This window comes from Dysosmobacter sp. Marseille-Q4140, from assembly GCA_018228705.1.
Taxonomy (GTDB): Bacteria; Bacillota; Clostridia; order Oscillospirales; family Oscillospiraceae; genus Oscillibacter.
The window spans coordinates 109,526-122,966 of sequence record CP073694.1 but is presented as its reverse complement, the minus strand read 5'-3'; the positions used below and the strand labels follow the sequence as shown (position 1 = coordinate 122,966).

Genomic DNA, 13,441 nt, shown 5'->3' with positions numbered 1-13,441 from the left:
CTTGCAATTTATTTTTTATGTGATATTATCTAAGAAGAAAATCGTTTTCGTCCAGTTGAATCACCGGATTTCACAATTACCCTTCCAGGGCTGTGAGCCGGTGGCGGCGGGGCGGAACAAATTGAACAGGAGATGATCATATGCCACTGGTTACTTCCACCGAAATGTTCAAGAAGGCTTATGACGGCGGCTATGCCGTGGGTGCCTTCAACGTCAACAACATGGAGATCGTGCAGGGCATCACCGAGGCCGCCCGCGAGGTCAACGCCCCCCTGATCCTGCAGGTGTCCAAGGGCGCCCGCGCCTATGCCAACCACACCTATCTTGTGAAGCTGGTGGAGGCCGCTGCCATCGAGTGCCCCAACATTCCCATCGTGCTGCATCTGGACCACGGCCCGGATTTTGAGACCTGCAAGAGCTGCATCGACGGCGGCTTCACCTCCGTCATGATCGACGCCTCCTCCAAGCCCTTCGCCGAGAACATCGAGATCACCAAGAAGGTCGTCGAGTACGCCCATGACCACGGCGTGGTGGTCGAGGCCGAGCTGGGCGCCCTGGCCGGCATCGAGGACGACGTCAACGTCTCCGCCGAGGCCTCTCACTACACCAAGCCCGAAGAGGTGGAGGAGTTCGTCTCCAAGACCGGCTGCGACTCCCTGGCCATCGCCATCGGCACCAGCCACGGCGCCTACAAGTTCACCGCCGCTCAGTGCACCCGCAATGAGAAGGGTGAGCTGGTCCCGCCCCCGCTGCGCTTCGACATCCTGGACGAGGTCGTCAAGCGTCTGCCCGGCTTCCCCATCGTGCTCCACGGCTCTTCCTCCGTGCCCCAGAACTTCGTGAAGATGATCAACGAGAACGGCGGCAAGATGCCCGACGCCGTTGGCATCCCCGAGGAGCAGCTGCGCCAGGCCGCCAAGAGCGCCGTCTGCAAGATCAACATCGACTCCGACCTGCGTCTGGCCATGACCGGCACCATCCGGGAGTTCTTCAACGAGCATCCCGACAAGTTCGATCCCCGCGAGTACCTCAAGCCCGCCCGCGCCGCCATCAAGGAGCTGGTGAAGCACAAGCTCATCAACGTCCTGGGCTGCGACGGCAAGGCCTGAATCTCCTGAACAAAGCGATTTAAGCAGCGAGAGGGTGCGAAAGCGCCCTCTCGTTTTTTGTCCGGCGAAAACCGCCCATTTTGCTAAATTCCACTTTCAGTTGCGGCGGTTCCAGCCTAATGCGGTGGCGTTTTCCGGAGGAATCTGGTAGGATAGGCCCATCAAACACAGGGAGGACGCAACCATGACATTCGGAGAAAAGCTGCACCGCCTGCGCAGGGAGCGCGGCCTCAGCCAGGAGGCCCTGGCGGCGGAGCTGAGGGTGAGCCGGCAGGCCGTCTCCCGCTGGGAGCTGGGGGAGGTGGTGCCGGACACCGCCAACGTGCTGGCGGTGAGCCGGATCTTCGGCGTGTCCACGGACTACCTGCTGCTGGACGAGTGCGACCGCGAGGGCCAGACCCCGGCGGCAAAAAGCGCCGAGCGCAGCCTCAGGGAGCGGCAGGCGGCGGTGGGACAGGGCTTCTGCGCCCGGGTGCTGTGGCTGGCGCTGATCTCTCTGTTCCACCAGTACCGGCTGGACGCGGCCGGGGGCGGGGAACCGCCGGTGCCCATGTGGTGGCTGCTGGCGGCGGAGCTTGCGGCGGCGGTGTGGCTGGGGCGGCTGAACTGGCGCTACGGCGCGAAGGAGGGCGGCCGCTTCCGGGACCTGGTGGTGCCGGACCTGCTGGCGTTCACCTGCGCCTTCGGGTTGCCCTATGGCCTGGAGTGGGTGCCGGGCCGGTGGGGGATCCTCCTGGGGCAGCTGGCCGCCATTCTCCTTCTGGTGCAAAGCATCAAGACTTTACGGCTCCACTACGGCCTGCCCTGGGGGAAATCATAAGGCGCGGCACCGCGCTCCAAACATCCATTCCCCAACAAGCGGGGACTGGGGCAGCGGCGGCTTCCGCCGCGCAGCGTCCGGGGCGCGGCATCACGGCATCCGCAGCGCACAGGGCGGCTCCGCCTCGGGTCCCAGTAGCCGGAGCTGCGCGGGAATGCGCCGGGCACATCCCAGGAACCGGCGCCGCCCGGGGATTGCCCGATCCGCACGGCCGCTGAATATCCGCCCAGGCAGCCCAGGGCTGCACCCTCTGCTTCTTCGATATGTGTATATGTTCTCTTTGATATGCGAACACCCCCTGTACAGGTCTGTTTTCCTGTACAGGGGGTGTTTTTTCGTTCGTTCGGTTTTCCTCGTTTCCGCGGGGGCTCTGCCGTTTCCCGGCAGCTCAGCGGATGAAGTTGGTCCGGGCGCCCAACTCCGGCCGGGGCGGGCAGACACCGGCGGCCCGCCCCGCCTCGATGCAGCGCAGCAGCCAGGCCATGTTGGCCGCCAGGTTCCGCAGGGTCTGGAGGCCCTCCTCATCCCGGGCCACCTCCTCCGCCTGCATGCCGTGGACCATGGTCCAGTAGGTGGAGGCCACCACCGGCATCTGGGAGATGGTGAAATATTTTTGCAGCACGTCCAGAGTGGCGCAGGTGCCGGCCCGCCGGGCGGAGGCCACTGCCGCCGCGGGCTTGTGAGCGAAGGCGTCCTTGCCGGCGTAGAAGGCCCGGTCCAGTACGGAGAGGATCAGCCCCGTGGGGTGGGCGTAGTAGACCGGGGAGCCGAACACGAAGCCGTCCGCCTCCCGGGCTTTTTCGATCAGGATGTTGACGATGTCCCCGTCAAAGGCGCACCGGCCCGGCGCCTTCTTGCAGGCGCCGCAGGCGGCGCAGTCCCGCACCGGCCCCGCGCCAAGGTGGAGGATCTCCGCCTCCAGCCCCCGCTCCTCCAGAGCGCCGGCCACCGTCCGCAGCGCCGTATCCGTGCAGCCCCGGGGGTGGGGACTGCCGTTGATCAAAAGGACCTTCATAAAAATACCGCTCCTTTACCGCTGTCATTTCATCTGGGATGGCTCCATCATAACACCGTCCGGGCGGGGGAGGCAAGGCGACAGTGAAGATTTTCAAAAAATGGCGGACAGCGGAAGAAATCCGACAAAAAAGCGGGGGACAAGTCCCTATAATGGAGGGGAAAACCGCGCCCCGAGGGGCAATTTCAGCCTTTGCCGCGTCTGGCGGCGGATTGGAGGAACTCATGGAACTGAACGCCAAAAGCGTGGACCGCAAGCTCTTGCTGGAGCTGAGCGGCGAGGTGGACCACCACGGCGCCAGGGACGCCATCCGGCAGCTGGAGCTGGCGGTGGACGCGGCCCTGCCACGGCAGCTGGTGCTGGACATGTCCGGCGTCACCTTTATGGACAGCTCCGGCATCGCGCTGATCCTGCGGGCCCAGCAGCGGATGCAGCTGCTGGACGGCAGCCTGCTGGTGTGCAACGTGCCGTCCCAGGCCCGCCGGGTCCTGGACGCCGCCGGCATCGGCCGGCTGGTGACCATTCGATGAAACAGGAGGGATACATACCATGAAGATCAAAGCCAACAACGAAGTGACGCTGCAATTTCCCAGCCGCAGCGCCAACGAGGGCTTCGCCCGGGCGGCGGCCGCCTGCTTCGCCGCCCAGATGGACCCCACCCTCAACGAGCTGGAGGACATCAAGACCGCCGTCAGCGAGGCGGTGACCAACGCCATCGTCCACGCCTATCCGGAGGCCATCGGCCAGGTGCAGGTGAAGCTGCGGATCTGCCCGGACAACGTGCTGGAGATCACGGTCCGGGACCACGGCCGGGGCATCCCCGACGTGGAGAAGGCCCGCCAGCCCATGTTCACCACCGGCGGCGAGGAGCGCAGCGGTATGGGCTTCACCATCATGGAGAGCTTCATGGACCGCCTGACGGTCCGGTCCGTGCCGGGCCGGGGCACCACGGTGGTCATGCGCAAGCATCTGGCGCCCCGGATGAAAGCGGTGCGATGAGCGCCGCACTGGAGCTGCTGCGGGCGGCCCAGGAGGGAGACCGGGACGCCTGCGAGCAGGCGGTCATCGAGAACAACGGCCTGATCTGGAGCGTGGTGCGCCGGTACTACGGCCGGGGCGTGGACCCGGAGGACCTGTACCAGCTGGGGTGCCTGGGATTTTTAAAGGCGGTCCAGGGCTTCGACTTCGACTATGGCACCTGCTTCTCCACCTACGCCGTGCCCAAGATCGCCGGGGAGATCCGGCGCTTTCTCCGGGATGACGGCGCCATCAAAGTGGGGCGGAGCCTGCGGGAGCAAGCGCAAACGCTTTACACTGTCCGCCAGCGGCTGCGGCAGCAGCTGGGCCGGGAACCGGTTCTCAGCGAGCTGTCGGAGGCCACAGGCTGGACGGCGGAGGAGATCGCCCAGGTGGATCTGGCCACGGACGCGCCGGACTCCCTCCAGCGGGAGACCGCCGACGGGCTGACCCTGGAGGGGACCCTGGGTACCGAGGCCCCGGAGGAGAGCCTGGTGGAGCGGATCGCATTGCGGGAGGCCATCGACCACCTGCCGGAGCGGGAGCGGATGACCATTCTGCTGCGGTATTTCAAGGGGCTGACCCAGGACCAGACGGCCCGGATCCTGGGGGTGTCCCAGGTGCAGGTATCCCGGCTGGAGCGCCGGGGGCTGAAACGGCTGCGGGAGAGCTTCGGGCCGTGAAGTGCTCCGGGCCCTGGAACTCCGTCATGGTGCCCCAGTAGCGCTGGGGCATCTGGGTCCGGCGGCAGCGGGGATTGTACCGCTCCCGGATGGCCACGGTGTCGTAAAACCGCTTCCAGAGGAGACGGTACCGGGCCTCCGCCTCCTCCGGCGGCGCCATCCGGAAGTGGGCCAGGGGCCGGATCTCCGCCCGGCCGGCGGCGTAGAGCAGCACCTCGTGGTGGGTGCGGTCGTAGAGGAAGAACTTCTCCTCCCGGTAGCGGGCGCAGAAGTGGCAGCGAAGCAGGGGCAGCACCCTATTTTTAGGGGCGATCTCCCCGCCCAGGACGCCGCCCAGCTCGGAGAAACGGACGAAGCCCTTTAAAAGGTGGGCCTCGCTGGCAAGATGCCGCACCGCCTGCCGCAGAGGCGGCAGCTCCGGGTCTGCCAGGTCCCGCAGAAAGCCGGGGCCCTCCTCCAACAGCCGCCGAACCATGCGGTAGAGGTGCATCTCCCGGTCCGGAAGGCAGGTGAGAAAGCCCCGCCGCAGCAGATCCAGGGCCTCAGGGGAGCACTTGGCGATCCGCCGCAGCACCCGGGCGGCGTGGGCCGGATCCGTCTCCACGGTCCGCACGGGAAAGAGCGTGATGGCAGGGTCCTCACCGCCGACGATGGCGGTGAGGACCTCCTTTTGCGCATAGCTCTCAAAGACGCAGCAGAGGAAGCCCTCGAAGCTGCCGTCGTATTCATAGATCATCTCGGTCATGGGGAACCTCTCTCAGGCGAACAGGGACAGCTGTTCCATCTCCGGCTGGGGCAGGGAGGACCGCTCCGCGGCGATGAGTCCCCGCAGCAGGCTGTCCGGCGTGAAGCGCAGGCCCTCGGCCATTTTGCCGGAGGCGATGAGGAAGTACTGAGCCCGCTTCATCACCACGCCCAGCCGCTTCAGGTCCTCCACCCGCAGCCGCCGGACCCGCCGGGAGGCCAGGATCCGCTTGGCGGAGACCACGCCAACGCCGGGGATCCGCAGCAGCGTCTCATAGTCGGCGGTGTTGACCTCCACCGGGAAGAAGTCCAGATGGCTCAGGGCCCAGGAGCACTTGGGGTCCACCAGGGGGTTGAAATCCGGGTGGGCGTCGTCCAGCAGCTCCTCCGCCCGGAAGCCGTAAAACCGCAGCAGCCAGTCGGCCTGGTAGAGCCGGTGCTCCCGCAGCAGGGGCGGCTTGGTGTCCTTGGAGGGGAGGAGGGTGTGCTCCACCACCGGCACGTAGGCGGAGTAGAACACCCGTTTGAGCCGGTACCGGTCGTACAGCCCCTGGGTCAGCCGCAGGATGTGGAGGTCGGAGTCCGCCGTGGCGCCCACGATCAGCTGGGTGCTCTGGCCCGCCGGGGCGAAGCGGGGGGCGTGGCGGTATTTCACCAGCTCCTCCCGGCTCTGCTGGCCCCGGGTCCGGATCTGGCCCATGGGGGCCAGGATGGCCTGCTTGGTCTTGTCCGGAGCCAGGGCCCGGAGGCCCGCCTCCGAGGGCAGTTCGATGTTCACGCTGAGCCGGTCCGCCAGGAACCCCAGCTGCTCCACCAGCTCCGGCGATGTGCCGGGGATGGCCTTGGCGTGGATGTAGCCGTTGAAGCGGTACGTTTCCCGCAGCAGATGCAGGCAGCGGATCATCAGCTCCGTGGTGTAGTCGGGGCTGCGCAGCACACCGGAGGAGAGGAAGAGCCCTTCGATGTAGTTCCGGCGGTAGAACTGGATGGTCAGGTCTGCCAGCTCCTCCGGGGTGAAGGCGGCCCGGCGGGTATCGTTGCTGCGGCGGTTGACGCAGTACTTGCAGTCATACACGCAGCAGTTGGTCATCAGGACCTTCAAAAGGCTCACGCACCGCCCGTCGGCGGAGAAGGAGTGGCAGCAGCCCGCCACGGAGGCGGAGGTATTGCCGATATAGCCCTTCTGGGAGCCCCGGTCCCCGCCGCTGGAGGTGCAGGCGGCGTCGTACTTGGCGGCGTCCGTCAGGATCTCCAGCTTGTCCAGGACATCCATGTCACCGGACGGCGGCCCGGCGGTGAGAGCGCCGGGCAGGGCGCTCGATGGCGTCGATGACGCGGAAGAGCTGGGCAGTCAGATAGGTCACGCCCACCAGAATGAAAAACAACGTCCAACCGGTCATGGATGACTCCTCCTTTTAGTAGAACTCTTGTTCGAGTATCAGTATAACTCGAACAGACGTTCTTGTCAAGGAGAAATCGAACAAAAATTCGATTGTAGAAAAAACAGCCGCCGCCCTGTGTGGGCGGCGGCCTTCGGTTACGTTTCCAGATCTTCCGCGTACTGTGGCTCCAGGGGATAGGTGCTGTAGCTCTGGCTCTCCAGATCGTTCAGGATACCCACGATGGGCTGCTCCGGCAGCGGCGCGTAGGGGTACAGGTTCCGCAGCGCCTGGGTCTGGTAGAAGAGGATGGTGACGCCATAGATCCAATCGCCGGGAAAGACAGCGGAATAGGCGCACCAGCCCTGGCGTTCCGTGGTGAAAAGAGGGTAGCTGAACAGCGCCGTATCGATCTCTTCATCCCCGAAGAAAGACGTGCGGACACTCTTTTCCAGAGGAAGTTCCGCCGCAAAGGCAGTTCCGTCTTTCTCCCAGAGGATCTGTCCCGCCGCATCTGAAACGTGGGCGTAGCTGCTGTGAGACAGGGAGATTTGGTTCTGAAGCACAGACCGCGGGGTATCCACCGTGAAAAAGTGGTAGCAGCGGAAGGTGCGCCAGCCCGTCTGCACCTGAATGTCCGTATAGCGGACGCCGTTGTCGGTGGAATCCCCCCAGGCGTCCGGGCTCACATAGCAGCCTGACGCGGCGGAGAGCTTGGCGATCTCATTCTCCGGCAGCAGATCCAGCCACTCCTCCGGGAAGCCCAGGGCAGTGAGATCGGCCCGGATGGCGGCGGTCTCAGCGGATTCGAAAGTTTGTTCGACCGGGCGTGCCTCCACCGGCAGGTGATTGGAGGCCAGGCTGAGGACCGCCGTCAGGACCGCCAGGGACAGCAGGTACGCCGCCGCCAGCTTTCCGCCGCCGATCTTCACCGGCGCGGCCCGGACGGCGTAGCCCCAGCCGTCCAGGGCGGCGGAGAGCCGCAGCAGGGAATGGACGATGCAGACAAAGGCGGCAAGCATGGCCAGACCCACTGCCCAGCCGGGCTGGGGCCAGAGGACACCCAGCAGAGCCACCACCGCATACCATCCAAGGGCCCACAGGGCCGGAGCGGCCGCCCGCCGGGGCTGCCCCACCTCGTCGGCTGCCCGGACCAGACCCCGCCAGAGACACAGGAACAGCACCGCCGCCTTAGCCAGGAACGCCAGACCTCGGAGCCACAGGGGGAGCCAGTCCGGATCCAGGCTGAAGGGCGTAGCTTCCAGGAGGGTATTACCGTAAAGGAAAATTACTTGATAGATGCTGATAAACCAGCAGAATCGGAACCAGATGTTGTTGCGGCGCAGGCTGCGCAAGCCCAGGACCAGCAACATGGCGCCCAGAGCCGGCAGCAGGTAGGAAAGATACCAGAAATTCAGCGTAACGGAAGTCAGGCACAGGCCCCACACCACCCTGCCCATGGCGGCGCGGAAGGGGGTCACGGCCCGAACGGTCTCCTCCGGCGGCGGCAGCGCCGACAGGGAGGTAGCCAAGGCACAGTCAAAGTCGTCCCAGCGGTCGGTCACGGCGCGTCACCTCCCAACTCCCGGCGCAGACGCTGGCGCAGGCGGTAGAGCCTGCCCTCTGCGGCGCGCTCCGTCATACCCATCTCCGCGGCGATCTGGGCTACGGGCTGCAAATAGTAGTAGCGGCGGTAGAAGAGTTTCCGGTCCGTCTCGCTGAGGCGGGCGATGGCCCCCTGCAGCCGCTCCGCCTGCTCTTGGCGGAGCAATGCGTCCTCGGGGGTGTCGCCGTGGACCGTCTCCGCCTCCGGCTCCGCCAGATGCCGCTGGCGGCGGAGCTTGGCCTTCAGGTGGTTCAGCGCGGTGTTCCGGGCCAGGGCGGTGAGCCAGGCGGTGAGGCTGCCCCGGGCCGGGTCGTAGTCTCCCAGGCGCCGCCAGAGGAGCTCCGTCACGGCGGAACAGCAGTCCTCGGCGTCCTGGGGATCCCGGAGGACGCCGCCCACCACGTACCGCAGCAGGGGACCGTAGCGGACAAGCAGGGCCTCCATGGCGGCATTCGGGTCCCGGTCCAGCAGGTCCAGCAGCGTGCGGTCGTCCATGGGCAGCCCTCCTCTCCGTAAAATCGCTTCTATGATACCATACAACGGGACAGGGGGAAAACCCACGAAAAAATCCCGGAGGAGCGGAAAAAAGCCGCTCCTCCGGGAAGCCGGTCCGGCAGGGGACCGGTCAGTTCTCGCTCAGGATCTCGCCCAGGTCCGCCAGCAGCTGCTCCACCGCCTCCGGGGGCGTGGCCCAGCTGGTGACGAAGCGGACGCAGGTGTGCTCCTCATCCACGGCGTGGTCCGCCTCGAAGCCGTAGCCTTTGGCCTCCAGGGCCGCCACGGCGCCGTTGGGCAGCACCGGGAACTGCTGGTTGGAGGGGGAGTGCACCGGGAAGGGAACCCCCACAGCCGCCATGCCGTCCCGCAGGCGGACGGCCAGGGCGTTGGCATGCCGGCCCAGGTCGAAGTAGAGGCCATCTTTGAGCAGCGCCTCGAACTGGATGCCCAGCAGCCGCCCCTTAGCCAGGACCGCGCCCCGCTGCTTCATGTGCCAGCGGAAGTGGTCATGGGGCCGGGCGAGGATCAGGGCCTCGCCGAAGAGGGCGCCGTTCTTGGTGCCGCCGATGGTGAAGGCGTCGGTCAGGGACGCCAGATCCGGCAGCGTCAGGTCATTGCCCTCCGCCGTGAGCGCCGAGCCTAGCCGGGCGCCGTCCAGATAGAGGAAGAGGCCGTGGCTGTCGCAGCAGCGGCGCAGGGCCGCCAGCTCCGCCCTGGTGTAGATGGTGCCGATCTCCGTGGTGTCGGAGATGTAGACCAGCTTGGGCGCGACCATGTGCTCCGTGCCGTTGTGCTGCGCCAGAACGGACTCCACCAGTTCCGGCGTCAGCTTGCCGTCGGGGGCGTAGGCGGTGCAGACCTTGTGGCCGGTGGCCTCGATGGCGCCGGTCTCGTGGACGTTGACGTGGCCGGTGTGGGCGGCGATCACCGCCTCGTAGGGCGCAAGATGCGCGGCGATGGTGATGAGGTTCACCTGGGTGCCGCCCACCAGGAAGTGGACGTCGGCCTCCGGCGCGGCGGTGAGGCGGCGGATGGTGTCCGCCGCAGCGGCGCAGTGGGGGTCCAGGCAGTAGCCCACGGTCTGGGTCAGGTTGGTTTCGGTCAGGGCTTCCAGGATGGCGGGATGGGCCCCCTCGCTGTAATCGTTGCGAAAGCTGTGCATGTTTCGTTCCTCGCTCTCCGGGGCGGAGGCCCCGCGTGTGTGGGCGGCCCGGCGGGCCGCCTCGTCTATCGTACCGCCGGGCGGAGGCAAAAGCAAGCCCAGAGGCGGCGGAAAAACCGTTAAAAGAAAAAATTTTGGAAATACTGTTGGGGAGAGGGGAACCTTTTGGGACGCCCCTGCGTCTGCATATCCGGAAAACAACAAGAGCGCCTGACGGCGCGGAAGGAGATCAAGATGATGAAAAGAATGACCCTGTTCCTGCTGGCCCTGTCCATAACGGTGGGCCTGCTGGCCGCCTGCGGCAGCAAGACCGACGAGTCCGGCGCCGCCGGCACCGACGTGGACCTGGAGGCCCTTTACAATGGCTGGGCCGAGACGTACAATTGGACTGAGGACGCCCAGAGCGGCGGGGAGAACACTCTGCTGCTGATGAACGTGGAGGGGGAGACCCTGGAGGGCTATTACCCCGGCCTGTCCGAGCTGGCCACAAAGCAGCTGGTGGCCAAGGCGCCCATGATCAGCACCGTGGTCAATGAGATCGTGCTGGTCCAGTGCGAGACCGAGGCCGACGCCGCCAAGGCCGCCGCCATCCTCCAGGAGCGCTCCGACGCCCAGGCCGAGGGCGGCGCCTTCTACCCCGAGTCCCTGGAGGCCTGGGGCCGGGCCACCGTGCTCCAGCAGGGCACCTATGTGGCCCTGATCGCCTCCTCCGAGCACCAGGAGGACCTGGAGACCTCTTTCAACGAGCAGTTCGCCTGATCCCATCACAACGACACGACTCCGCCGGGGGCCGCGGCCTGCGCCGCGGCCCCTGTGACGGAGCGGAAGGAGGACCGGAATGGTTTTCAGCAGTCTGACCTTTTTATTCGCCTACCTGCCGCTGACGCTGCTGGTGTACTTTGTCTCGCCGCTGCGGTGGCGCAACCTGGTGTTGCTGGTGGTCAGCCTGATCTTCTACGGCTGGGGAGAGCCGGTGTACATCACCATCATGGTCCTCTCCATCCTCATCGACTACTCCCACGGCCTGTTGGTGGAGAAGTACCGCCACAACGACAAAAAAGCCCGGTGGTTCGTGGCCCAGTCGGTGATCTTCAACCTCTTGCTGCTGGGCTTTTTCAAGTACGGGACCTTCCTGGCGGAGAACCTGTACCTGCTCACCGGCATCCAGATCCCCCAGAGCGTCACCGTGGCGGGGCTGACGATCCCGCTGCTGGGTATCCCGCTGCCCATCGGCATTTCCTTTTACACCTTCCAGACCATGAGCTACACCATCGACGTCTACCGCCGCGACGCCCCGGTGCAGCGGAACATGGTGGATTTCGGTGCCTTCGTCACCATGTTCCCCCAGCTGATCGCAGGCCCCATCGTCCGCTACAAGACCGTGGCGGCGGAGCTCAACCGCAGGACCCACGCCTCGGAGCAGTTCGCCCTGGGGGCCAGGCGCTTTTGCGTGGGCCTTGCCAAGAAGGTGCTGCTGGCCAACGCCGTGGGCAAGCTCTGGGACGAGTGCCTGGCGGCCCAGGGGGCCGGGACGCTGACCGCGGCGGCGGGCTGGCTGGGCCTCGTGGCCTTCGGCTTTCAGATCTACTTCGACTTCTCCGGCTACTCCGACATGGCCATCGGCCTGGGGCGGATGTTCGGCTTCACCTTCTGCGAGAACTTCGACCACCCCTACTGCGCCGCCTCCGTGACGGAGTTCTGGCGGCGGTGGCACATGTCGCTCACCACCTGGTTCCGGGAGTACCTGTATATCCCCCTGGGGGGCAACCGGTGCGGCGCGGCCAGGACGCTGCGCAACATCCTGATCGTGTGGCTTTGCACCGGCTTCTGGCACGGGGCCAGCTGGAACTTCGTACTGTGGGGCCTGTACTTTGCCGCCTGGCTGATTTTGGAGAAATACGTGTTCCGCGGCTTGCTGGAGCGGACCCCGGCGGCGGTGCGGCATCTCTACACGCTGCTGGTGGTGCTGGTGGGCTGGGGCCTCTTCGCCATGGAGGACCTGAGCATCTGCGGCAGTTACCTCGCCGCCTGCTTCGGCGCCGGGGACCTCTGGAGCGCCGCCGACGGCTTCCGCCTGCGCAGCTACGGCCTGACCTTGGTCGTGCTGGCCCTGGCGTCCACGCCCTGGGGCGGGCGCCTGTGGGCAAAGCTGCCCAAAAAGGCGGAGCTGATCGCCGCACCGGTCCTCATGCTGGCGGCCCTGGTGCTCTCCACCGCGTATCTGGTGGACGGCAGCTACAATCCCTTCCTGTATTTCCGGTTCTAAAGAGGAGGCAGAGACCATGACAAAAGCATACAGCCGCGCCGTCACGGCGCTGTTCTGCCTCTTTCTGGGGGGGCTTCTGGTGTGGCACGTGCTGCTGCCGGACCGGGACCGCTCCGAGGTGGAGAACCGGACCCTGGCCCAAAAGCCGGAGTTTTCCTGGGCGGCGCTGAAGGACGGCAGCTACACCGCCGCCGTGGAGGAGTACTTCGCCGACCAGTTCCCCCTGCGGGACGAGTGGACAGGCCTGAAGGCCCGGGCGGAGCAGCTGATCGGAAAGCACCTGTTCAACGGCGTCTACCTCTGCGGCGACACCCTGATCTCCAAGGTGGAGGCCCCCTCCGACGGCCTGGACGAGAAGAACCTGGGGTACGTGGCCCAGCTGGCGGACAAGACTGATGCCCCGGTGTACCTGGGCCTCATCCCCTCTGCGGCGGAAGTCTGGTCCGATTTACTGCCGGAGGGCGCTGAGAACTTCGACCAGGCGGCATACCTGGACCGGGCGGCGGAGCTGGGCCTTCCCATGGTGGACTTCCTGGGCGCCCTGGAGGCCCACGCCGGTGAGCCCGTTTTCTACCGCACCGACCACCACTGGACCACCCTGGGGGCCTTCTACGGCGCCAACGCGGTGCTGGAGGCGATGGGGAAGGAGCCCCTCTCCCAAGGGGACTTCGCCCCGGAGACCGTGACGGAGGACTTCAACGGCACCCTTTACTCCACCTCCGGCGTCCACTGGCTGACGCCGGACACCATGGAGTTCTGGGTGGAGGACGCGGGTCTGGAGATCACCTCCTGGCGCACCGGCGCGCCGGAGCCCGGCGTCCTCTACGACCGCAGCTACCTGGAGCAGAAGGACAAGTACTCCGCCTTTCTGGGGGGCAACCAGCCCCTGTGCGTCATCCGCAACGAGGCGGCGGCAGGGCAGGGGAAGCTCCTGCTGATCCGGGACTCCTACTCCGACGCTCTGGCGCCCTTCCTGGTCCAGCGGTTCGAGGAGGTCCACCTGCTGGACGCCCGGTACTACCGGGCCCCGGCCTCGGCGTACGCCGCCGACAACGGCATCGACGCCGTGGCGGTGGTGTACAGCGTCCCCAACTTCATCACCGACCGGAATCTGGTCCTGCTGGGCCAGTGACCGCAATGAC

At 66.0% G+C, this 13,441-nt stretch carries 14 protein-coding genes; 8 read left to right on the top strand and 6 right to left on the bottom strand.

Annotated features, from left to right (window positions below; genetic code table 11):
- Positions 1-140: 140 nt before the first annotated feature.
- On the top strand, positions 141-1,109 hold the full coding sequence (fba, locus tag KFE19_00565; GenBank protein ID QUO38057.1) for a class II fructose-1,6-bisphosphate aldolase: 969 nt from the start codon (positions 141-143) through the stop codon (positions 1,107-1,109).
- A gap of 184 nt (positions 1,110-1,293) precedes the next feature.
- The gene (locus KFE19_00560; GenBank protein ID QUO38056.1) at positions 1,294-1,929 is read left to right on the top strand and encodes a helix-turn-helix transcriptional regulator; all 636 of its coding nucleotides are present in this window, start codon (positions 1,294-1,296) and stop codon (positions 1,927-1,929) included.
- Positions 1,930-2,317: 388 nt separating this feature from the next.
- Here KFE19_00560 and KFE19_00555 read toward each other — a convergent pair whose 3' ends face one another.
- On the bottom strand, positions 2,318-2,944 hold the full coding sequence (locus tag KFE19_00555; protein QUO38055.1) for a flavodoxin family protein: 627 nt from the start codon (positions 2,942-2,944) through the stop codon (positions 2,318-2,320).
- A gap of 224 nt (positions 2,945-3,168) precedes the next feature.
- Between KFE19_00555 and KFE19_00550 the strand changes: the two genes are divergently transcribed.
- The 3 genes from KFE19_00550 to KFE19_00540 are packed head-to-tail and all read left to right on the top strand — an operon-like array spanning position 3,169 to position 4,644.
- A complete protein-coding gene (locus KFE19_00550) occupies positions 3,169-3,474 on the top strand; it encodes an STAS domain-containing protein (protein ID QUO38054.1) in 306 nt (101 codons plus the stop codon).
- A 19-nt stretch (positions 3,475-3,493) separates the two neighbouring features.
- Positions 3,494-3,943 (top strand): anti-sigma F factor, encoded by a 450-nt coding sequence (gene spoIIAB, locus KFE19_00545; protein ID QUO38053.1) that lies wholly within the window; start codon positions 3,494-3,496, stop codon positions 3,941-3,943.
- On the top strand, positions 3,940-4,644 hold the full coding sequence (locus KFE19_00540) for a sigma-70 family RNA polymerase sigma factor (protein ID QUO38052.1): 705 nt from the start codon (positions 3,940-3,942) through the stop codon (positions 4,642-4,644). Before spoIIAB ends, KFE19_00540 begins: the two co-directional genes overlap by 4 nt.
- Here KFE19_00540 and KFE19_00535 read toward each other — a convergent pair.
- The 5 genes from KFE19_00535 to KFE19_00515 all read right to left on the bottom strand — a co-directional run bounded on the left by KFE19_00535 (position 4,532) and on the right by KFE19_00515 (position 10,033).
- A complete protein-coding gene (locus KFE19_00535) occupies positions 4,532-5,389 on the bottom strand; it encodes a TIGR03915 family putative DNA repair protein (GenBank protein ID QUO38051.1) in 858 nt (285 codons plus the stop codon). The genes KFE19_00540 and KFE19_00535 overlap by 113 nt on opposite strands.
- A 12-nt stretch (positions 5,390-5,401) precedes the next feature.
- Complete coding sequence (locus KFE19_00530) at positions 5,402-6,661, bottom strand: putative DNA modification/repair radical SAM protein (protein ID QUO38050.1); 1,260 nt, start codon at positions 6,659-6,661, stop codon at positions 5,402-5,404.
- A 264-nt stretch (positions 6,662-6,925) separates the two neighbouring features.
- Positions 6,926-8,332 carry a hypothetical protein gene (locus tag KFE19_00525; GenBank protein QUO38049.1) on the bottom strand — a complete coding sequence of 469 codons (1,407 nt, stop codon included), beginning with the start codon at positions 8,330-8,332 and terminating at the stop codon, positions 6,926-6,928.
- Positions 8,329-8,868: a sigma-70 family RNA polymerase sigma factor gene (locus KFE19_00520; protein ID QUO38048.1), complete on the bottom strand. Its 540-nt coding sequence runs from the start codon at positions 8,866-8,868 to the stop codon at positions 8,329-8,331. Before KFE19_00520 ends, KFE19_00525 begins: the two co-directional genes overlap by 4 nt.
- 130 nt (positions 8,869-8,998) lie before the next feature.
- Entirely contained in the window at positions 8,999-10,033 is a 1,035-nt protein-coding gene (locus tag KFE19_00515; protein QUO38047.1) for a threonine aldolase, read from the bottom strand.
- Positions 10,034-10,270: 237 nt separating this feature from the next.
- Between KFE19_00515 and KFE19_00510 the strand changes: the two genes are divergently transcribed.
- From KFE19_00510 to KFE19_00500, 3 genes are all read left to right on the top strand, one after another.
- Positions 10,271-10,792: a DUF4358 domain-containing protein gene (locus KFE19_00510; GenBank protein ID QUO38046.1), complete on the top strand. Its 522-nt coding sequence runs from the start codon at positions 10,271-10,273 to the stop codon at positions 10,790-10,792.
- Between the two features lie 79 nt (positions 10,793-10,871).
- The gene (locus tag KFE19_00505; GenBank protein QUO38045.1) at positions 10,872-12,299 is read left to right on the top strand and encodes an MBOAT family protein; all 1,428 of its coding nucleotides are present in this window, start codon (positions 10,872-10,874) and stop codon (positions 12,297-12,299) included.
- A 16-nt stretch (positions 12,300-12,315) separates the two neighbouring features.
- The gene (locus tag KFE19_00500) at positions 12,316-13,431 is read left to right on the top strand and encodes a hypothetical protein (GenBank protein QUO38044.1); all 1,116 of its coding nucleotides are present in this window, start codon (positions 12,316-12,318) and stop codon (positions 13,429-13,431) included.
- Positions 13,432-13,441: the final 10 nt, after the last annotated feature.

Bases quoted from the DNA above. Each gene is read 5' to 3' on its own strand.
- KFE19_00520 (QUO38048.1), bottom strand. From the start codon at position 8,868: ATGGACGACCGCACGCTGCTGGACCTGCTGGACCGGGACCCGAATGCC.
- KFE19_00550 (QUO38054.1), top strand. From the start codon at position 3,169: ATGGAACTGAACGCCAAAAGCGTGGACCGCAAGCTCTTGCTGGAGCTG.
- KFE19_00560 (QUO38056.1), top strand. From the start codon at position 1,294: ATGACATTCGGAGAAAAGCTGCACCGCCTGCGCAGGGAGCGCGGCCTC.
- KFE19_00530 (QUO38050.1), bottom strand. From the start codon at position 6,661: ATGGATGTCCTGGACAAGCTGGAGATCCTGACGGACGCCGCCAAGTAC.
- KFE19_00555 (QUO38055.1), bottom strand. From the start codon at position 2,944: ATGAAGGTCCTTTTGATCAACGGCAGTCCCCACCCCCGGGGCTGCACG.
- KFE19_00500 (QUO38044.1), top strand. From the start codon at position 12,316: ATGACAAAAGCATACAGCCGCGCCGTCACGGCGCTGTTCTGCCTCTTT.
- KFE19_00505 (QUO38045.1), top strand. From the start codon at position 10,872: ATGGTTTTCAGCAGTCTGACCTTTTTATTCGCCTACCTGCCGCTGACG.
- fba (QUO38057.1), top strand. From the start codon at position 141: ATGCCACTGGTTACTTCCACCGAAATGTTCAAGAAGGCTTATGACGGC.
- KFE19_00510 (QUO38046.1), top strand. From the start codon at position 10,271: ATGAAAAGAATGACCCTGTTCCTGCTGGCCCTGTCCATAACGGTGGGC.
- KFE19_00540 (QUO38052.1), top strand. From the start codon at position 3,940: ATGAGCGCCGCACTGGAGCTGCTGCGGGCGGCCCAGGAGGGAGACCGG.
- spoIIAB (QUO38053.1), top strand. From the start codon at position 3,494: ATGAAGATCAAAGCCAACAACGAAGTGACGCTGCAATTTCCCAGCCGC.
- KFE19_00535 (QUO38051.1), bottom strand. From the start codon at position 5,389: ATGACCGAGATGATCTATGAATACGACGGCAGCTTCGAGGGCTTCCTC.
- KFE19_00515 (QUO38047.1), bottom strand. From the start codon at position 10,033: ATGCACAGCTTTCGCAACGATTACAGCGAGGGGGCCCATCCCGCCATC.